Raw genomic sequence first — 19,460 nt, 5'->3', positions numbered from 1 at the left:
GGGGAGCCAAGCCGATCAGGCCGGTGGCGTCAACGTGTCAATGATCCTCGTGCGCGTCGGGCGTGCCGCGGTTCCAGTACCCCGCGGCCTTGATGTATTCGGGGTTGAAGCCTCGGGCTTCGAGATCGGCACGGACGGCCCGGGACATGGCGACTTCACCGGCAATGTAGGCGTAGGCGATGCCTGCCGGGAAAGTGGCAGCGGCGATAGCGTCCTGGATCAGCGTCGTGGTGCCGGCGGAGGCGCCGTTGCGGTGGAGATAGGTGAGGCTGAGGTCGGCAGCGGTTTGAAAGCGCTGCTCCTCGGCTGAGTTTTCGACTTCGATGAAGGCGAGGATTTTTGCGTTGGCGCCCAGTTCCTCGATGCGGCGGCCAATCGCGGGAAGGGCGGTTTCGTCGCCGGCCAGGAGATACCAGTCAAAGGTCATGGGCACGACCATGGAGCCGCGTGGCCCGCCGATGACCAGGGTCTTGCCGGGCGCAGCCTCTGCGGCCCAGCTCGAGGCAGGGCCGTCGCCGTGAAGCACGAAATCGAGCTCGATCCAGCCTTCGGCGACGCTCCAGTGGCGCGGGGTATAGTCTCGCATTTCCGGCCGTGTGCCGGGCTGGAACTCGGCGCCATTGGGGCCCATGGGCGGCAGCAGCGGCTCGACACCTTCGGGGAAAAGGAAGGCCTTGATGTGATCCGCATGGGCCGGGGACACGAAGCCTGTCATGTCGCCGGTCAAATGAATGCGGCGCATCAGCGGGGTCATGTCGGTGACCGTCTCGACGGTAAGGAGGCGCAGGCGGGTTTCGTGGCGGACGCGTCGCGGGGCGCGCGGGTCGAGGGTGTCGGTCATGCAGTCAATCCTGATTTGGTTTGTCAGCATTAGCGATGTGTCGGTGGCGAGACAAGTTACGGCTGGGCAAGGTTGCGGCTTTCAAAACCCGGAGGCGAGCTTATAACGGGCCCATGCACCCCTTGGTCCACCGATTCATTGCCCGGCACGAGCCGCGTCACGATTGGCGCGTGCATGCAAAATCGGCTGCTGCGGTGACGCTGAGCGTGTCGCTGGTCGGTGGGCTCGGAGCGCTTACCGGCATTCCGCTGCTATTGGCGCCGCTGGGGCCGACGGCTCTTCTGATCTTTGGGCAGCCCAATTCGGCCGGGGCGCAGCCGATCAATATCTTTGCCGGCTATTTCATCAGCACATTGGTTGCCGTGGCGGCGATGCAGGTCATGCCCGAGCCCTGGTGGCTCGCGGCAATGGCGGTCGGGGTTTCGATGATGGCCATGCTGGTGTTGCGGGTGACGCATCCGCCAGCGCTTGCGGTGCCGCTGTTGATCCTCACCGGGCCGGTCGATGCCGGACGGCTCTTCGGCGTGCTGCTGGTGGCGTGCCTGGTGCTGGTGACGCTGGGAATGGTGCTCCATCGCCTGCCGCCCAAAATGCGCTATCCCCTGCCGCTGGCTGAAGAGATCGAAAAGAGCTGATTGCTGCGCCGGGGTTGAACCTTGTGCGCTCTACTCTATGTCAGGCGCCTAACAACAGGAGCCAGTTTCATGAAGCGCGCAATTCATTCCGAGTTCGGATCGCCCGAAAAAGTGTTGCGCAGCGATGAGGCGCCACGGCTGGAGCCGGGCAAGGGGCAGGTGCTCGTCCGCATGCTGCTGTCGCCGGTGCACAACCACGATCTCATGACCATTGCCGGCCAGTATGGGTTCAAACCCGATCTCCCCTATGTGCCGGGCACCGAGGCGGTCGGCGTGGTCGAGGCGTTGGGCGAAGGCGTTTCGAACCTCCGAATTGGGCAGCGCGTGGCGGGTGGCGCGAGCGGCACCTGGGCGGAATTTTACCTGGCCGATGCGGCGCGGCTCGTGCCGGTACCCGAAGGGGTCAGCGACGAGACGGCGTGCCAGTTGGTGTCGATGCCGCTGAGCGCCAAGATGCTGCTGGAATCGCTCGATGTGCAGCCTGGCGAGTGGATCGTCCAGAATGCGGCCAATGGCGCGGTGGGCAAGCTCGTGGCGCAATATGGAAAGGAGCGCGGCATTAAGGTTCTGGGCCTCGTGCGCCGGTCGGCGGCAGTCGAGGAAATGCGGGCGCTCGGCATCGACAACGTGGTGGCGACCGATGAAGACGGCTGGGTCGAGAAGGCCAAGGCGCTGACGGGTGGTGCGCCGGTCGTGCGGGCCGTGGATTCGCTCGGTGGCGATGGCGCCGCGCAGGTGCTGAGCGTCGCCTCGGATGGCGCGGTGCTGATCAGCTTTGGCGCGATGACGCAGCGGCCGCTCAAGATCGCGGCGGGCGAGCTCTTGTTCCGTGGCATCACTGTCAAAGGGTTCTGGGGTGCCAAGCCACCGGTCAAGCCCGAGCGGATCGGCGAACTGCTCGGCGAATTGGTGCGCGATGCAGCGGCGGGGAAGCTGGTGCTGGACGTCGAGAAGGCATTTCCGATCGGAGAGGTGGCAGAGGCAGCGCGGGCGAGTGGAGAGCCGGGCCGCAAGGGGAAGATTGCGATAAAGAGCTAGTTGCGCCAAGGCGGCCACATGCTCGATTGTCACCTCGGGCCTGACCCTCGGCCCATCCTCCTATCTCAGGATGGCCCTGGCTTTCGCCGGGGTGACAGCCGGTAGGTGTGGTCGGCTTGCCCCGCCATTCGCGCGTAGCGCTCATGGCCTTCTCACCTCAAATCTCTCCACTGGAGAGATTTGCCTTTCAGGACGGTTCTAAGCCCAGCAGGCGGTCCTGCTCCTGGCGCAGGGCGTAGAGGCGGGTGGAGGTGTCGGGCTGGGCGTTGGCGCGGGTGAGGAGTTCGCCGATCTTGATCGGGGCCGTGACAACCCCGCCTTCGAGGAGGCCGACGGGCAATGCGCCCTGGGCGCGGGCTTCGTCGGCGCGCATGGCATAGGAGCGGTAGGAGGTTTCGCCGATCGCGTCGAGGCTGTCGCCGGGCTTGAGGTCGCGCTTGGCGACGGCGCAGACTTCGGCGACGGGGCGGGGGAGTGGGACCATGTCCGGCTTGCCGTACATCATGATGCGCGCGGCGGTAAGCGGGACTTCGAGGCTCGTAAGGTGGTAGGGGCGGAAGAAGGCGTAGTAGGGCCCGTGGCCAATGTGAAGATCGTCCATGCGCTCGATGATGCGCGGATGCTCGGCCTTGACGATGACGAAGACGCCGGGGGCGACGCCCTTGCCGATGGTGAAATCGACGACGCCGGAGCCGTTGAGAATGCCGCCATCGGCCTTGGGGATCAGCACCTTGGCCATACCGTCGCGATTGGTGGCGGGGCCGTGCATGCCCGGGATATCGGGCATGAGGCCAGTGGCATTGGCGATGGCGGTCATTTCGACGGCGGTCTTGGAGCCATCGACGAACTCGACCAGCATGCGCGGGTTCATGTTGCGGCGGGTGGCTTCTTCCCGGTAGTCGTCGGGGACGGCGGAGTGCTTGAGTGGATTGTTCTTGCCCTTGCCGGCGGCGACAATGTCGAGGCCGAGGGCGGAGACGAACTCAATCAGCTCCATGCAGGAACTGGGTTCATCGCCAGCGCCGACGGAGTAAACAACGCCGAGGCGATCGGCCTGGGCCTTGAGATAGGGTCCGATGGTGACGTCGGCTTCGACATTCATCATCACCAGATGCTTGCCGTGCTCCATGGCCATGAGATCGTAGTCTGCTGCGACGCCAGGCTTGCCGGTGGCGTCGATGACGACATCTATATTGGGCGTTGTGACCAAGGTTTCGGCTGAGGTGATGGCGATCTTGCCCGCTTCGATGGCGGCGGTTGCGGCAGCGGGACTGTCGGCGGTCCTGCCCTTGCTGTCGTCGCCATAGGCAATGCGCATGGCGTCGAGCGCGGTATGCGGGCGGCGCGTGGCGATGGCAGCCATTTCGATGCCGGCCATCAACGACATCTGGGTGACGAGATCGGTGCCCATTTCGCCCGAGCCGATGACGCCGACGCGGATGGTCTTGCCCTCTTCGGCACGGGCGGCGAGGTCGCGGGCGATGCCGGTCAGGGCGATTTTGGCGGGCATGACGGTTCCGATCTTGTGGTCGGGTTGCGATAAACCGCGCGGCTGGCTGCGGCAAGCGTTTAGCGGATTTACGCGCGGGGGAGCGGGCCGGATCAGATTTAGCGATTTCTAAACCGTTCCTCACGAATATGACTTTCGGAGAATGCTCCGGGGAAAAGCCATAATCATGGCCAAGCAGAGCCTGAGGAAGATCGCCTTGCCGGCGGTCATCGACCTCGATGCCATCGATGGAATTCGCGACACGCTGATCGACGCCCTTGAGGAGGGTTCGGTGACCGTGGTCGGTGGCGCCGTCGAGCGGGTCTCGACCAATGCGCTCATGCTCCTTGCCAGCGCGGCCGAGACCGCGCGGCGACACCAGTTCGATTTTACTATTGAAGCGCCGAGCGCGGCGATGACTGCCGCGATCGAGCGGCTGGGCCTGGGCGCCCAGTTTTCAGGGATGATGAGACAATGACCTTGCGCGTACTGACGGTTGATGACAGCCGCACCATTCTGGCCATGCTGCACCATACGCTGAGCAATGCCGGGTTCGAGGTGCTGCAGGCCGAGGACGGCAGGCAGGGGCTCGACATGCTCAAGAACGAGACCGTGGACGTGGTAATCACCGACATCAACATGCCGGTGATGGATGGCATCGAATTCATCCGCAATGTGCGCGCCACCGGCCAGCACAATTCGCTGCCGATCCTGATTCTGACCACCGAGACCTCGCAGGACAAGCGCGATCAGGGCAAGGCTGCGGGCGGCACCGGCTGGATCGTCAAACCGTTCGATCCCGAAAAACTCATCTCCGTCATCCATCGCGTAGTCCACTAAGCGCAACAAACCCAGAAGGGTTGGGCGGTTCGCATGAGCGATCTCGACGATTTCAAGGCCACCTATTTCGACGAATGCTCCGAGCTCCTGACGGCGCTCGAGGAAGAATTCGCGGCGATCGAGGCGGGTGAGCGCGACAGCGACCGGCTCAATGCCGTATTCCGCGCCATTCACTCAATCAAGGGTGGCGCCGGGGCGTTCGGCTTCGGTGCGCTGGTGGGCTTTGCCCATGCCTATGAAACGCTGCTCGATTACGTTCGCGACGGGCGGGTGGAATTGACCGACGAGGTGGTGAGCCTTTGCATCCGCGCCAATGACATCGTCGCCGATCATGTCAACGCGGCGCAGACCGGCGAGGCGCTCGACGCCGACTATGGCGCCGAGGAAAAGGCGCGCTTCGATGCGTTGGCGCGTGGGGAGAGTGGCGAAGACGACGAGGGCGGCGAGCCGCTCGAGGACTTTGATATCGATTTTACCCCGGTGATGGTCAATCTGGGCCATGCCGAGGGCGAGGCTGCGGTCGAGGACGTGTTCGACGTGCCGCCGATGGCGCCGGCGGAGGGAAGCTGGGAAATCCGCTTCACGCCGCATCGGGCGCTTTACGCCCGCGCCAACGATCCGCTGCTGCTGTTCCGCGAACTTGCGGCCCTGGGCACGATGCGGGTCAAGGCGCGCATGGGGCAGGTGCCGCCTCTGAGCGACTTCGAGCCGTTCGCGGTCTATTGCTCGTGGGAAATCTCGCTCAGCGAGCCGAGCCTTACCGAAGCGCAGATCCGCGAAGTGTTCGAATTCGTCGATGGCGATTGCGATATCGCGATCACCCAGGCCGGTGCCGTGCCGGCGGCTGACCTCGCGGCAATGGAAGATGATCTGCTCCTCGATACCGGCGAGTCGGATCTCGCCAGCCTACTGGCATTGACCGAAGACGAAATGGCGCTGCCGGAGCCAGAAGCGGCGATTGCATCGCTGCTCGATTTTGCGCCGGAGCCAAAGCCCGTCGCAGCGAGCAAGCAGGACCGCTTCGAGGAAGCACCGGCGCTGAGCTTTGCCGATCTTGCCGCAACGATCGCGCCCGCGTCGGTCGCAGCGCCCAAGCCGGTGGCGGTGGCGCCCAAAGCGATGGCGCCGGCCAATAGCGATGGCGAAGAAAGCCATCGCAGCAATGGCGTGCAGTCGATCCGCGTCGATCTCGATAAGGTCGACCGCGTGGTCAACATGGTGGGCGAACTCGTCATCACCCAGTCGATGCTGACCCAGCAGATGGATGAGACGCTGCGGGCGCGCTACACCGAATTGGTGCGCGGGCTCGAAGTGCTGGCGCAGACGACGCGTGGGCTACAGGATTCGGTTATGGCGATCCGCGCGCAGCCGGTAAAATCGGTGTTTTCGCGCATGCCGCGGTTGGTGCGCGAGCTTGCGACCAAGACAAGTAAGCGGATCAAGCTCGAAACGATCGGCGAGAATACCGAAATCGACAAGACTGTGATCGAGCAGCTGTCGGACCCGCTGACGCATATGATCCGCAATTCGGCGGACCATGGCATCGAAAGCCCGGACAAGCGCCTCGCAGCCGGCAAGTCGGAGACCGGCACGATCCGGCTTTCGGCCGAGCAGGCGGGCGGCAACATTCTCATTATCGTCGAGGATGATGGCGCCGGGATCAATCGCGAGCGGGTGCTCAAGCTTGCGCGCGACAAGGGGATCGTGGCGCCGGACTTTACACCAAGCGACGAACAGATCGATCAGCTGATCTTTGCGCCTGGTTTTTCGACCGCCGAAGCGGTGAGCGATATTTCGGGCCGCGGTGTCGGCATGGACGTGGTCCTCTCCAACATCAAGAAGATCGGCGGTTCGGTGCATGTCCGTTCGTGGACGGGCAAGGGCTGCAGGATGACCTTGCGCTTGCCGCTGACGCTGGCGGTGCTCGATGTCATGCTGGTCAAGGTCGGAGAGTCGCCATATGTCGTGCCACTCTCTTCGATCGTTGAAACCATGCAGTGCTCGCGCGCCAGTTTCGAGCGCGTGCCATCGGGTGGCCGCGTGCTGCAGGTGCGGGGCGAATATGTGCAGGTGATCGACCTCGGCAAGCGCTTCGGGCTGGCCAAGCCAGCATCGTCGGCAGATCAGTTCGTGGTGCTGTGCGAGAGCGAGGGCAGCCAGAAGGTGGCGCTTGTGGTCGACGACATCATTGGCCAGCAGCAGGTGGTGATCAAATCGCTCGAGGAGAATTTCGAGCGCGTCGAAGGCATCGCCGGCGGCACGATCCTGGGCGACGGCAATGTGGCGCTGATCGTCGACGTGCAGGGGCTGCGCACGACGCATCTGCACCAGAACGCTGCTTAAGAGATTGGCGTCATTTGGACGCTAGAGTGTGTATCGAGTTGAGTGAGGCGCCCAGAAGGGCGTGAAGGGGCTAAAACAATGGAAGCGTTGAGCCTTCGGGACGATCTGGGTGATCGTGCCGCAGCCGCCGGGCAGAACAGCCTGCAACTGATCGCCTTTTCCATCGGCGAACAGACCTATGGCGTCGAGATCACCACCGTGCGCGAAATCCGCGCCTGGAACGGGGCGACGCCGCTCCCCAATACGCGCGAATATGTGCGCGGGGTCATCAACCTGCGCGGCACGATCGTGCCGATCTTCGACCTGCGCGCGCGCTTCGGCGACGGCCAGACCTCGCCGACCAAGAACCATGTCGTCGTGGTGATGAGCGTCGGCGACAAGTGGGTCGGCATTCTGGTGGATGCGGTGAGCGATATTCTGACCGTCAATCGCGACGACATCCACAATGTGCCGGAAGGCAATTCGATCGACACCGAACTGCTCAACGGCATCGTGACGCATGAGAGCCGCATGGTGGGGCTGATCGATCTGCAGGCAGTGGTGTCCGGCGCCAAGGCAGACGCTTAGCGTTGGGCCACTATCCAAGTTGAGAATGGATGAAGGGGCGCCTCGGGCGCCCTTTTGTTTTTGGGCGCTTCGGTCTTGCGCATCCCTCCCCTTGATGGGGAGGGATCGAGTGTGGGGTGGGGCGCCGGGTGTGGAGCTCGTGACTCCACCCCACCCAGCTTCGCTAGGCCTGCGGCCAAGCTACGCTACCCTCCCCATCGAAGGGGAGGGAGGTGCTGGAGCCGATGGATCGGGTTTCGGGGAGAGTCGTTCAGGGACTCGGAGGACTGTCCGATGCCTGATCTTGATTTCATTGCGCCCATGGAAGCCAAGCTTGTGACCAAGCTGCCGGATGGGGATGGGTGGCAGTTTGAGCCGAAGTGGGATGGGTTCCGATGCATTGCGGTCAAGGATGGTGCCGCGACGGCGCTTTATGCAAAGTCGGGCAAGGATCTTGGGCGGTATTTTCCCGAGGTCCTGGCGCTGGTCGAAAAGCTGCCGGCCAAGCGGTTCGTGCTGGATGGCGAACTGCTGGTGACGGTGGATGGCGTTGCCTCGTTCGATGATCTGCAACAGCGGCTCCATCCGGCGGAGAGCCGGATCCGCAAGTTGTCCAAGGAAACACCGGCGCTGCTGGTGGTGTTCGATCTCCTCGTGGATGGAAAAGCCGACCTGACCGGTAAGCCGCTCAAGGAGCGGCGGCAGCGGCTCGAGACATTTTTCGGCAAGGTAAGCGAGGTCGCCGGTTTGCGACTGTCGCCGGTGGGCCGGGATGTGGAGGAAGCGCGGGGCTGGTTCGAGCATCTCAGCCAGGAGCTCGACGGCATCATCTGCAAGCGGCTGGAAGGGCCCTACAAGAGCGGCGAGCGTGCCATGCTCAAGGTCAAGCGCATCCGCTCGGCCGATTGCGTGGTCGGCGGCTTTCGCTATGGCACCGGCAGCGACGAGGTCGGCTCGCTCTTGCTCGGACTTTTCAATTCTGAAGGCAAGCTCGACCATGTCGGCTTCACCTCGGCCATTTCCGCCAGCGAAAAGCCGGCGCTGACCAAGAAGCTTGAAAAGCTTAAGGGTGGGCCCGGATTTACCGGTGATGCGCCGGGCGGGCCGAGCCGCTGGTCGACGGAGCGCTCCAGCGAATGGGTACCGCTCAGGACCGAGCTCGTGGTCGAAGTTTCCTACGACCAGATCACCGGCAACCGCTTCCGCCATGGCACGCGGCTCTTGCGCTGGCGGCCCGACAAGGCGCCGGAGCAATGCACGTTCGAGCAACTGGCCGAGCCGGTCGATCCGGATGCGGTGATCGGGGCAGTGGTGGCGCCGGAAGCGCGTTAGCTCGAAGCGTCTAGAACAGCTCGGCTTCGCCGTGCATCTGGTGAGCAGCGATACCGGAAAGGGCGGGGACGCGCAGTTCGTCCAGCGTCAGGCTGGCCCAGATCTCGTCATAGACGCTATCGGGTGCGGTGGGCGGAAGGAGCGCAAACTGGCGCACGGCCAGAGCCATGTTGTGGCAGCGCTGCTCGATGCGGTCCTGGCCCTGGAGGGCGGTAATGATCAGCTGCACGGCTTCGCGGACGGTAGGGTCCTTGCCGACCTTGTTGTCGGCCAGAATTTCCAGCGCTTCGGTGATGCCTTCGAGCATGGACGCGGTTTGCCGCGCGGTCTCGTCCAGTTCGCGTGCAAGCTTTTGCAATGACATTGCGGTTGATCCTAGCCCCCAGTCCGACCACCCTATCGTCTTATTCCTAAACCGCTTCTTGCCAACGCGCCCTGCTGCGTGTGCCTCGTATGTCTTGGTTAGCGATTGGCTAACGAGTTTACCGCTACGATCCGAAGCAATTCGATCGCACCAGGTATTCGCGACCAATGGCCCTGACTAACTCCCTGCCGCCCGAATTCGACCGTGGGGTGGTAACGACCGTACACCAGGGCGACTGCCACGTGTCCAACGCTCCCGATGTTACTTTTTCGACCGTGCTCGGCTCGTGCATTTCCGCCTGCGTGCGGGACCGGGTCGCCAATATCGGCGGCATGAACCACTTCCTCCTCGCCGAGCAATCGGGCGTCGCCAAGGATCGCTATGGGGCGTCCGCACGCTATGGCGCCTTTGCCATGGAACAGCTGATCAACAAGGTCCTGAGCCAGGGCAGCGGCAAGAAGGGCAATCTCGAGATCAAGGTCTTCGGCGGCGGCAAGATCAATTCGGCGCTCGACGATGTCGGGGCCAAGAATATCGAGTTCGTGCGCCAGTTCCTGGCGCTGGAGGGCTATACGGTAACGAGCGAAGACCTGGGCGGTACCTATGCCCGCCGGGTGCTGTTCAAGCCCCATTCCGGCCGCGCCTTCGTCAAGCGCCTCGATAGCGACATGAATGCCAATGTGGCCCGGGAAGAAGAAGCGATCGCGCGCCGCCGCGTCGTTGTGCCCGCGCCAGTGGACGATATCGAGCTGTTCTAGCCGCAACACTTGCGCAAGTGTTACTCGGCCGGGCCGAGCTACACTCTTGGTTAACCATAATCCGGCTAGGGTTTTCCCTATGTCGGACCATGCCGCAAAACTTCACGATTCGCGCCCGCTTGGCGGGGGCTGAGGCTCGCACTGCAGGCGTCGGGAACGTGGCTTTTCGGCAGCGCCGTGGGCGTCGGCCTGTTGCTGGCGATGGGGCCGGGGCCGGGATGGTTCGCGGCGGTCGGGAGCCTTTGCGGGCTTGCAACCGTCGGCACGATCGGCGCGGCGTTTCTGGCGGACCGCAAGGAAAGCCAGCATCTTGCAGCCCTGGCGCGTGCGGCGGGACTGAGCGATCGTCCGGACGACACGCTGACCATGGCCGACATCGTCCGTCGCCTGGGCAATCGGCTCGAGCGGGCCAACCATTTTCGTGCGGCGCTCGGAACGCTGGAAACGGCAGCGGTCGTCGTCGATGAAAAGGGCGCCCTTCTGGCGGTAAGCCAGGGTGCCGAGCGGCTGGTGCCGGGCCTCCATGAGGGCGAGACGCTGGATCGCCTCTTCGGCAAGGGTTATCTCGAGAGCGGCGGCGGTGCACCGGCCGAAAGCATGGTGTTGATGGGCGGGCGGCGCTTTTCCATGCTGCGCCGCAACCTGCCGTCGGGGCGCTATGTGCTCGAGTTCAAGCCGGCGGGCAATTACCTTGAAGATGATGAATTTGATGCGCTGCTGGGCGCCTTGGCGACGGGGCAGCTGAGCTTTCGCTTCGAAGGCGTGGCGCAAAAGCCGGCGCTTGCTGCGTTCAACGAAGGGCTAGAGCGGCTCGACCAGGGGCTATGCAATTGCGCGGCGCCCTGTCCGGGCGGGTCGAGACACTGGGCGACGCCGATTTGCCGCTCGCCGACGAAGCCAAGGACGTGCTCGATCTTTTGGCGCTGGTCGAGGATCGGCAGCGCGAGGAAGAAGCGATTCGCGATGGGCTCGAGGATAAGCTCGGGGCAGTCAAGGACCTGTTGCGCCAGTTCGAGGCGCGCGCGGCCGAGCTCGAGGCCAAGGGCGAAACCGGCAGGCAGGCCCTGGCGGCGGGGGTGGAGCGCATGTCGGCGCTGGAAAGCGCGCTTGCTGCAGCCAATCAACGGGCCGCCGATGCGCGGGCCATGGCAGTGCAGGCCGATAGTGCAGCGGGGCGGACGCAGGCGCTGGTGAGCGAGATCGCGCGGATGACGCAGGAAATCGACACCATGACGGCCAGCATCGAGGACGTGTCGTTCCGCACCAATCTCCTGGCGCTGAATGCGGCCGTCGAAGCGGCCCGGGCGGGCGAAAAGGGCGCGGGCTTTGCAGTGGTGGCCGATGAAGTGCGGCAGCTGGCGCAGGTCACCAATCGCTCGGCCAAGGAAATCCGGGTCATTGCCGACAAGGGCCGGGCGCAGGCGCGGATCGGGCTTGGTGAAGCGGTGGAACTGCAAAAATCACTGCGGCGCTCCAGGATAGTTTACGCAATCTAAGCAATGATCGCCCCAATATTGGTGCAGACGAGAGCAACGGGACGCTAGAGATGCGCCCCTTTGCTGTTGATCAGCCCAAGAGCAGCGCGATTGGCCGGGGGCCGGCCTGTTGCGGCGGGCGGCAGGCTAGCCGGATCTTTGCCCGGCGCAGAGGGGTAGTTGCATGGAACAGGGAGAACTCTCCCTCAGCGAGCGTGAGTTCGCGCGGATCAAGGCCCGCGTCTACACGGTCGCCGGTATTTCGCTCAGCGATGCCAAGAAAACCCTGGTGCTGTCGCGGCTCTCCAAGATCGTGCGTACGCTCGGGCTCCAAAGCTTTGATGCCTATATCGATTACCTCGAGCGCGGCGGTTCGGCGCAGGACGGGCAGGATTTCGTCAACGCTCTGACCACCAATCTGACGCGGTTCTACCGCGAGGATCACCATTTCGACCATCTGCGCAGCTATGTCGGAACGCTGCTGTCAGAGCGGCCGCGGGGCACGCGGCTGCGCATCTGGTCGGCGGGCTGCTCAACGGGGCAGGAGCCCTATACGATCGGCATGGACCTGCTAGCGGCTTTTCCGGATTTGCGGCGCTGGGATTTCAAGATCCTCGCCACCGATATTGATACGGCGGTGATCGCCAAGGCGGACAAGGGCGTTTATCCGGAGGGCGAGCTTTCGGGGCTCAGCGCCGAGCGGGCGCGGCTGTTTGAGCGCGGCAGCGACGGGTCGCTGATCATTCCGGCGGCAGCGCGGGAGCTAGTGGCGTTCAAGCCGCTCAACCTCATCCAGGCCTGGCCGATGAAGGGGCCGTTCGACGCCATCTTCTGCCGCAATGTAGCGATCTATTTCGACAAGCCCACCCAAGGCGAAGTCTTCGGCCGTTTTGCCGGGATGATGGCGCCGGAAGGCTTTTTATACATCGGCCACTCCGAAAATCTCGGATCGGGTGGCGAGGGTTTCCGGCTGGTGGGCAAGACCATCTACCAGTCTCGAGAAAAACTGAACAGAAGAGCTGCATGATGAGCATCAAGGTTCTGGTCGTCGACGACTCGGCGCTTATCCGCGAGGTGCTCGGGCGCATGCTGACGCGCGATGGCGACATCACCGTGGTAGGCACGGCGGTGGACCCGATCGAGGCGCGCGAGAAGATCAAGACGCTCGATCCCGACGTCGTGACGCTCGACATCGAAATGCCCAACATGAACGGGCTGGCGTTTCTGGAAAAGCTGATGCGGTTGCGGCCGACGCCGGTGGTGATGGTGTCGACCCTGACCAAGCGCGGTGCGAGCGAAACGCTTTTGGCGTTGGAATTGGGCGCGGTGGATTTCGTTGCCAAGCCCAGCGGAATTTGCCGGCGGGCTCGATGCCTTTGGCGCAGGCCTGCGCGACAAGATCAGGGCGGCGGCCAAGTCGGATGTACGGGGCCGGTCGGCCAGCCGGGCCGAGGCGCCGAAGGTGCCGGTGCGTAGCGCTGCGGCGCCCGAAGGGTCGCTGATCGCGATCGGGGCATCGACCGGCGGCGTCGAGGCGATCCGAACAGTTCTCGGTTCCCTGCCGGCCGATTGCCCGCCGGTGGTTATCGCGCAGCACATGCCGCCGGGCTTTACCGGGCGCTTTGCGGCGCGGCTCGATGAGCTTTGCGCGCTCAAAGTGGTGGAGGCCGAGGACCGCATGCCGCTTCTGGCGGGTCATGCCTATGTGGCGCGCGGCGACTATCATTTGCGGGTCGAGCGCTCGTCGGGGCAGCTCAAGTGCCGGCTGGGGCAGGAAGCGCTGGAAAGCGGGCACCGGCCCAGCGTCGACGTGATGTTTGAATCCGTTGCCAAGGTCGTGGGGCCCATGGCGGTCGGCGCGATCTTGACCGGAATGGGTCGCGATGGCGCGCGCGGGCTCAAGCTCATGCGCGATGCCGGTGCCTATACGGTGGGGCAGAGCCAGGCTTCGGCACTAGTCTATGGCATGCCGCGCGTCGCCTTTGAGGAAGGCGCGGTGATCGAACAGGCGCCGGTGGAGCAGATTGCCTCGCGTCTGGCCAATGCGCTGGTTCGGCTCAAGTCGGCAGCTTGAGCAGGCCGGGTTGAGAGATTTGTAACGCTTGAACCTTAGTGTTGGCGTCAGGTGCGGGTTTCTAGAGCCCAGGCGTCGGTAAAGGTAACGAGTCCATGCCAAAAGCAAGCGCAGTCAGCGTCCTGATCGTTGATGACCAGCAGTCGATGCGCGGTATCGCCAAGTATATTCTCAACCAGCTGGGTTTTAAGGACATCATCGAGGCCAAGTCCGGCCGCGATGCCTTGGGCAAGCTCGAAAGAGCAATGTCGATCTCATCATTTCCGACTGGAACATGGACGATATCGACGGGCTGACCCTCCTTAAGGTGATCCGCAAGCATCCGCGGACGCAGACCATGCCCTTCATCATGGCCACCGGCCGCTCCGACAAGGAGCAGGTCAAGGAAGCCATCTCCTTCGGAGTCAACAATTACATCATCAAGCCGTTCGACGCGATGACGATGAAAAAGCGCATCGAAGCAGTGATCGGCGCGCTGACCTGATCTCTTCCACACTGGAATTGTCAAAGGCCGCCCAAGAGGCGGCCTTTTGCTTTCAAGCTCGTCCGTTTCAAGCCTCAGCATTTCCCCGTAACCAGGGGTTAATCGTCCCGCGGTATCGTTTCAGTCGGCCTAACATGGCCGATGGGGAAAGCCGTCTGGACGCGCTCAAGCGCGAATTCTGCACCGAGCTGGGCAGGGGCGGCAGTGTTTGGGTGGAGTTGAGCCATGAGCGTGCTGTCGCGTCTTAAGATTTCGCAGAAGCTGCCTTTGGCGCTGTTGGGCATGGCGATGACGGTGGGCGTCGGCATCGGCATCGCGGGCTATATGATCGGCCTTTCGACCGTGCAGGTGCAGCGCGAACAGGCGATGACGGCATCGCTGTCGAGCGCGCGCGACCGGGTGCACGATTATTTTGCCATGGTCGAGGGCGACCTGCGGCTCTTCACCCAACGCGCCGAAACCATCGACGCGGTCGAGAAGCTGACGCGTTCCTACAACGAGCTCAAGAGCGGGTTGGGCGACAAGGCGGCTGAACAATTCCAGAAGACGTTTGTTTTCAACAATCCCGACCAGTCCAAGCGTTGGCTGATGGATACGTCGGGGGCATGACCGGCAGCTACGATACCCAGCACAAGCGCTTCCATCCCAGCTTCCGCGGGCTGATGCTGGAGCGCGGCTATAGCGACGTGCTGTTGTTCGACCTCGAGGGAAACCTCGTTTATTCGACCGCCAAGAACCCAGATTTTGCGCTCAACTTCGTGGCCGATCCGGCGCTTGCGGCGACGGGCTTCGCCAAGGCAGTCGCCTCTGCGCCCGGTCTGCCCGAGGGCATGGCGCAGTATTCCGACTTCGAGACCTATGGTCCGATCGGAAACAAGGCGGCAAGCTTCATGGTGATGCCGGTCTATAAGAGCGATGCCGTGGTCGGGACCATGGCCTTGCAGATCCAGGCGCCGGCGCTGACCAAGCAGATCGCCGGCATCGATGGCCTTGGCCAGACAGGCGAAGTCATCGTCGTCGGCGAAGACGGGTTGATGCGCACGCAGTCGAAATTCTCGATGGCCAATGACGTGCTGGTCTCCTCGGTTCAAGGCGATCCGACCTTCGAAGCGGCGCTGGCCGGCGAAAAGGCCAGCGGCCTCGTCAACTTCCGCGGCGCGCCGACATCGGTCATGGCGCTGCCGATCAGCGTGGCTGGCGTCGATCTCGTCGTGGCCGCCATTCAGAACCAGTCCGAGGTGATGGCGCCGGTGGTCGAGATGCGCAACACCATGTTGGTCGTGGGTGGTGCTCTGCTCGCGGTTGCAGCGCTGCTCGGCTACGTCATCGCGCGCTCGGTGAGCCGCCCGATCAGCCGGCTGACGGGATCGATGGAGGCGCTGGCGCAGGGCGAACTCTCGGTCGATATCTCCGGCCAGCATCGCCATGACGAAATCGGTGCCATGGCGCGCACCGTGGAAGTGTTCCGCGAGAACGCACTCAAGGTCAACGAGATGACCGAAGCCGAGGCGGCGCGGATCATTGCGACGCAGGCCGAGCGCGCCGCGATGATGCAGGATCTGCAGCGGGCTTTCGGGCAGGTCGTAGACGCGGCAATCGCCGGCGATTTCTCGCGCCGCGTCGATGCTGAATTTCCCGATGACGAACTCAATACGCTGGCGCGTTCGGTCAATGGATTGGTCGAAACGGTCGATCGCGGCGTGTCCGAGACCGGCACCGTGCTCTCGGCTCTGGCCAATACCGATCTCACCATCCGCATGGAAGGCGATTACCAGGGGGCGTTTGCGCGGCTCAAGGCCGACACCAATGCGGTGGCCGACAAGCTGACCGATATCGTGGGCCAGCTGCGCGACACGTCGCGCACGCTCAAGACCGCAACGGGCGAGATTCTTTCCGGCGCCAACGATCTTTCCGAGCGCACCACCAAACAGGCGGCGACCATCGAGGAAACGTCGGCAGCCATGGAGCAGCTGGCAGCAACGGTGTTGCAGAATGCCGAGCGCGCCCGCGAAGCCTCGACGGTGGCAAGCGGGGTGACGCAGACCGCCGAAGAAGGCGGCCAGGTTATGGGCAAGGCGACCGATGCCATGGACCGCATCACCCAGTCGTCGGCCAAGATTTCCAACATCATCGGGCTGATCGACGATATCGCGTTCCAGACCAATCTCCTTGCGCTCAACGCGTCGGTGGAAGCGGCGCGGGCGGGCGAAGCGGGCAAGGGCTTTGCCGTGGTTGCGGTTGAAGTGCGACGCCTCGCGCAATCGGCGGCGCAGGCTTCGAGCGAAGTCAAGGCGCTGATCGAGCAGAGCGCCACCGAGGTCAAGGGCGGTTCGCGACTGGTGGCCGATGCGGCGCAGCGGCTCGAGCAGATTCTCAATTCGGCGCGGTCGTCGAGCGCGTTGATGAATGGCATTGCCCATGAAAGCCGTGAACAGGCGGCCTCGATCGAAGAGGTCAATACTGCCGTCCGCACCATGGACGAGATGACCCAGCACAATGCGGCGCTGGTCGAGGAAATGAACGCTTCGATCGAGCAGACCGAAGCGCAGGCCGCCCAGCTTGATCGCATCGTCGATATCTTTGCGCTCGAAGAGCGTGCGCCGGCGCCGAAGCCGGTGGCTGCGCCCAGCCCGGTAAGGGCCTTGGCGGAAGGCGCACGCGGGTTGCAGGCTAAGCTTTCGACAGCAGCGCGCTCTTACCTCAGCAAGGGCAATGCGGCGCTCGACGTGGATTGGAACGAGTTCTGATCTTTTCAATCACTAATCTGCAGGGGCGCCGCGAGCGCCCTTGTTTTGCGTGATCTTGCTCGGGCGCGCGCTGCATAGATAACGCTCGGTTAAGCCGGCATTGTTACTGTTACGCATGACGCAACGACAGGTCGCGACGCTGCGCGATGACTTGGGGGAAAGTCGATGTTCAAGTGGGTGGGCCAAAAACTTGGCAATACCAAGCTAACAACCATGATTGCGGCTCTGGTGGTGTCTTCCATCACCGTGGCAATTGCCGTGGTCAGTACCGCCATCTTCATCAATCTCAGCGCTTCGGCGCAGCAGACCGCCGAGGCGCAGCGGCAGATCGATCTCAAAACCGCGGCGACAATCCTCCAGAACCAGTTGCCTGGGGCAGAAGTGACCTGGTCCGAAGACGGCAGGCAGATTGCCGGCATTTCGGTGTTCGGCATGCCGGGCAAGTTCAGCGACCACGGCATCGTCGACTCCATCGCCCGCGTCACCGGTGGCGCGGCGGCGATCTATATTTTCAACGAAGCAACGCAGGAATATGCGGCGCAGACCACGACTATTGCCGATGCGGAGGGCAATCGGCTGATCGACGCCGTGGTCGGGGCCGACAATCCGCTTTTCGAACCGGCAGCCGCCGGGGCGCCGCTGTTCAGCCAAGACACGATTTCCGGCACGCAGTATTACACGGCCTACCAGCCCATTCTCAGCCGCGCCGGCAAGCCGCTGGCCCTGTTGTTCGTTGGGCTCGATCGCGCACAGGTCGATGGTGTGATCTACGATACCTTGCGGTTGATCCTCCTTGTGAGTGGCGCGACGCTGGCGGCCTTGGGGCTTATCGGCTGGGCGCTCTCGCGGCAGATGATGCGGCCCATTCCGGTTCTTGCGGGCGTCATGAAGGAGATCGCTGCAGGCGACCATAGCGTCGCGGTGCTGTTCAGCCCGCGCGGCAACGAGATTGGCGAGATGGCGCGGGCGGTAGAAGTGTTCCGCGAAAACGGGCTCAAGATGAGCACGATGAGCGAGGAAGAACGCGCCGCCTCCGAACGCCGCCGCATCGATCGTACCGACATGATGGTGGCACTTCAGGCAGCCTTCGGCGAAGTGGTTGATGCGGCGATTGCCGGCGATTTTTCCAAGCGCGTCCATGCGCAATTCCCGGATCGCGAGCTCAACAGTCTTGCCGGAAGCGTCAATGCGCTGGTCGAGACGGTGGATCGAGGCCTTTCCGAAACCGGGCAGGTGCTGTCGGCGATGGCGCATGCCGATCTTACGCAGCGCATGGTGGGGGACTACAAGGGGTCCTTCGCCAAGCTCAAGGAAGACACCAATGCGGTGGCCGAAAAGCTCAGCGACGTGATCGGCTCGCTGCGCGTCACCTCGCGGGCGCTGAAGACGGCGACGGGCGAAATCCTCTCAGGCGCCAACGATCTTTCGGAACGCACGACCAAGCAGGCGGCGACCATCGAGGAAACCTCGGCAGCAATGGAGCAGCTGGCGACGACGGTGGCCGAAAACGCGCGCATGGCCGACGATGCCAATAAAAGCGCGACGGCGGTTTCCACCAATGCGGCCAAGAGCGGTGAGGTAATGGACCAGGCCAATGCGGCGATGGAGCGGATCACCCAGTCTTCCGGCAAGATTTCCAATATTATCGGCATGATCGACGATATCGCGTTCCAGACCAATCTCCTCGCGCTCAACGCCTCTGTGGAAGCGGCGCGGGCGGGCGACGCCGGCAAGGGTTTTGCCGTGGTGGCGGTGGAAGTGCGGCGGCTGGCGCAATCGGCGGCGCAGGCGTCCTCGGAGGTCAAGGCGCTTATTGAGGCCAGCGCCACGCAGGTCAAGGGTGGCTCGGACCTGGTGTCGAGCGCGGCAGGGCAGTTGCGCGACATGCTGGGCGCGGTCTCGGCCAATGCGCAGCTGATGCAGCTGATCGCCAAGGCGAGCCAGGAGCAGGCGGCGGCGATTGACCAGGTGGGGGTCGCGGTGCGCACGCTCGACGAGATGACGCAGCACAATGCGGCGCTGGTGGAAGAAACCAATGCGGCGATCGAGCAGACCGAGGCGCAGGCCACCGAACTCGACCGGGTGGTCGATATCTTCACCATCGGCGACGAGGAAGCGGAGCGGGACGTTGCTCCGGCACCCGCGCCGGTGCAGCGCCGGCAGCTGGCGCCGCGGGCGGAAACGGAAAGGGTGCGCAGTGCGGCTCGATCCTATCTCAGCCAGGGCAATGCAGCGATCGCGGCGGACTGGTCCGAATTCTAGTTTCGAATCGCAGCAAGTAAATCGAACGCCGCCTTCACGGGCGGCGTTTGCTTTTAGCCTGTGTTATATATTGCGTATAATGAGAAGACCGGGATCTGCAGCTTGAGTAGTTCGCCGCAAGTTTCGCGTAACACAATTCACAATTTGCCTCTAAGGGTAATCTCTAGAGGCCCAGCAGGTCTCCGTTAACCAGGATTAGCTCAAACTTGGTCCCATGTCGCAGAATGGGCGG

18 protein-coding genes and 2 pseudogenes are annotated in these 19,460 nt (G+C 63.3%); 16 read left to right on the top strand and 4 right to left on the bottom strand.

Annotated elements, in window-relative coordinates; genetic code table 11:
* Positions 1 to 37 precede the first annotated feature (37 nt).
* Entirely contained in the window at positions 38 to 841 is an 804-nt protein-coding gene (locus G5575_RS00700) for a siderophore-interacting protein (RefSeq protein WP_164532671.1), read from the bottom strand.
* Positions 842 to 876: 35 nt separating this feature from the next.
* Here G5575_RS00700 and G5575_RS00695 point away from each other — a divergent pair, with 35 nt between their 5' ends.
* Together G5575_RS00695 and G5575_RS00690 are read left to right on the top strand one after the other, a co-directional pair.
* Positions 877 to 1,476, top strand: coding sequence for an HPP family protein (locus tag G5575_RS00695; RefSeq protein ID WP_456236458.1), 600 nt, complete (start codon positions 877 to 879; stop codon positions 1,474 to 1,476).
* Positions 1,477 to 1,545: 69 nt separating this feature from the next.
* Positions 1,546 to 2,514 (top strand): zinc-binding dehydrogenase, encoded by a 969-nt coding sequence (locus G5575_RS00690; protein ID WP_164532669.1) that lies wholly within the window; start codon positions 1,546 to 1,548, stop codon positions 2,512 to 2,514.
* 187 nt (positions 2,515 to 2,701) lie between these two features.
* On the opposite strand, the gene G5575_RS00685 is transcribed toward G5575_RS00690, so the two are convergent.
* Positions 2,702 to 4,024, bottom strand: coding sequence for an NAD(P)H-dependent oxidoreductase (locus G5575_RS00685; RefSeq protein ID WP_164532668.1), 1,323 nt, complete (start codon positions 4,022 to 4,024; stop codon positions 2,702 to 2,704).
* A 166-nt stretch (positions 4,025 to 4,190) separates the two neighbouring features.
* On the opposite strand from G5575_RS00685, the gene G5575_RS00680 reads away from it, so the two are divergent.
* The 5 genes from G5575_RS00680 (at position 4,191) to G5575_RS00660 (ending at position 9,064) form a co-directional block, all read left to right on the top strand.
* Positions 4,191 to 4,481 carry an STAS domain-containing protein gene (locus G5575_RS00680; protein ID WP_164532667.1) on the top strand — a complete coding sequence of 97 codons (291 nt, stop codon included), beginning with the start codon at positions 4,191 to 4,193 and terminating at the stop codon, positions 4,479 to 4,481.
* On the top strand, positions 4,478 to 4,843 hold the full coding sequence (locus G5575_RS00675) for a response regulator (RefSeq protein WP_164532666.1): 366 nt from the start codon (positions 4,478 to 4,480) through the stop codon (positions 4,841 to 4,843). Before G5575_RS00680 ends, G5575_RS00675 begins: the two co-directional genes overlap by 4 nt.
* 33 nt (positions 4,844 to 4,876) lie before the next feature.
* Positions 4,877 to 7,186, top strand: coding sequence for a chemotaxis protein CheA (locus tag G5575_RS00670; RefSeq protein ID WP_164532665.1), 2,310 nt, complete (start codon positions 4,877 to 4,879; stop codon positions 7,184 to 7,186).
* Between the two features lie 78 nt (positions 7,187 to 7,264).
* Complete coding sequence (locus tag G5575_RS00665) at positions 7,265 to 7,753, top strand: chemotaxis protein CheW (RefSeq protein WP_164532664.1); 489 nt, start codon at positions 7,265 to 7,267, stop codon at positions 7,751 to 7,753.
* A 273-nt stretch (positions 7,754 to 8,026) separates the two neighbouring features.
* Positions 8,027 to 9,064: an ATP-dependent DNA ligase gene (locus G5575_RS00660; RefSeq protein ID WP_164532663.1), complete on the top strand. Its 1,038-nt coding sequence runs from the start codon at positions 8,027 to 8,029 to the stop codon at positions 9,062 to 9,064.
* A 10-nt stretch (positions 9,065 to 9,074) separates the two neighbouring features.
* Here the strand turns inward: G5575_RS00660 and G5575_RS00655 are convergent, their stop codons facing one another.
* The gene (locus G5575_RS00655) at positions 9,075 to 9,428 is read right to left on the bottom strand and encodes a hypothetical protein (protein WP_164532662.1); all 354 of its coding nucleotides are present in this window, start codon (positions 9,426 to 9,428) and stop codon (positions 9,075 to 9,077) included.
* Between the two features lie 167 nt (positions 9,429 to 9,595).
* Between G5575_RS00655 and G5575_RS00650 the strand changes: the two genes are divergently transcribed.
* On the top strand, positions 9,596 to 10,186 hold the full coding sequence (locus tag G5575_RS00650; protein WP_164532661.1) for a chemotaxis protein CheD: 591 nt from the start codon (positions 9,596 to 9,598) through the stop codon (positions 10,184 to 10,186).
* 102 nt (positions 10,187 to 10,288) lie between these two features.
* Here the strand turns inward: G5575_RS00650 and G5575_RS00645 are convergent, their stop codons facing one another.
* On the bottom strand, positions 10,289 to 10,957 hold the full coding sequence (locus tag G5575_RS00645; protein WP_164532660.1) for a hypothetical protein: 669 nt from the start codon (positions 10,955 to 10,957) through the stop codon (positions 10,289 to 10,291).
* 53 nt (positions 10,958 to 11,010) lie between these two features.
* Here G5575_RS00645 and G5575_RS21390 point away from each other — a divergent pair.
* From G5575_RS21390 to G5575_RS00610, 8 genes and pseudogenes are all read left to right on the top strand, one after another.
* Positions 11,011 to 11,554, top strand: a pseudogene (locus tag G5575_RS21390) (methyl-accepting chemotaxis protein); the annotation flags it as partial.
* Between the two features lie 291 nt (positions 11,555 to 11,845).
* On the top strand, positions 11,846 to 12,688 hold the full coding sequence (locus G5575_RS00635; protein ID WP_164532658.1) for a CheR family methyltransferase: 843 nt from the start codon (positions 11,846 to 11,848) through the stop codon (positions 12,686 to 12,688).
* Positions 12,685 to 13,735: pseudogene (locus G5575_RS00630) on the top strand (protein-glutamate methylesterase/protein-glutamine glutaminase). Before G5575_RS00635 ends, G5575_RS00630 begins: the two are co-directional and overlap by 4 nt.
* A 95-nt stretch (positions 13,736 to 13,830) precedes the next feature.
* Complete coding sequence (locus G5575_RS19175) at positions 13,831 to 14,031, top strand: response regulator (RefSeq protein ID WP_207632952.1); 201 nt, start codon at positions 13,831 to 13,833, stop codon at positions 14,029 to 14,031.
* On the top strand, positions 14,010 to 14,219 hold the full coding sequence (locus G5575_RS00625; RefSeq protein ID WP_235935482.1) for a response regulator: 210 nt from the start codon (positions 14,010 to 14,012) through the stop codon (positions 14,217 to 14,219). Before G5575_RS19175 ends, G5575_RS00625 begins: the two co-directional genes overlap by 22 nt.
* 225 nt (positions 14,220 to 14,444) lie before the next feature.
* A complete protein-coding gene (locus G5575_RS00620) occupies positions 14,445 to 14,828 on the top strand; it encodes a hypothetical protein (protein WP_164532657.1) in 384 nt (127 codons plus the stop codon).
* Complete coding sequence (locus tag G5575_RS00615) at positions 14,825 to 16,966, top strand: methyl-accepting chemotaxis protein (RefSeq protein ID WP_235935481.1); 2,142 nt, start codon at positions 14,825 to 14,827, stop codon at positions 16,964 to 16,966. Before G5575_RS00620 ends, G5575_RS00615 begins: the two co-directional genes overlap by 4 nt.
* Positions 16,967 to 17,131: 165 nt before the next feature.
* Positions 17,132 to 19,228 (top strand): methyl-accepting chemotaxis protein, encoded by a 2,097-nt coding sequence (locus G5575_RS00610; protein WP_235935480.1) that lies wholly within the window; start codon positions 17,132 to 17,134, stop codon positions 19,226 to 19,228.
* The last annotated feature ends 232 nt before the right edge of the window (positions 19,229 to 19,460 follow it).

Origin of the sequence: Devosia aurantiaca (assembly GCF_011058215.1) — a bacterium.
Classification (GTDB): domain Bacteria; phylum Pseudomonadota; class Alphaproteobacteria; order Rhizobiales; family Devosiaceae; genus Devosia; species Devosia aurantiaca.
This window is presented reverse-complemented; position numbering and strand designations above follow the sequence as displayed.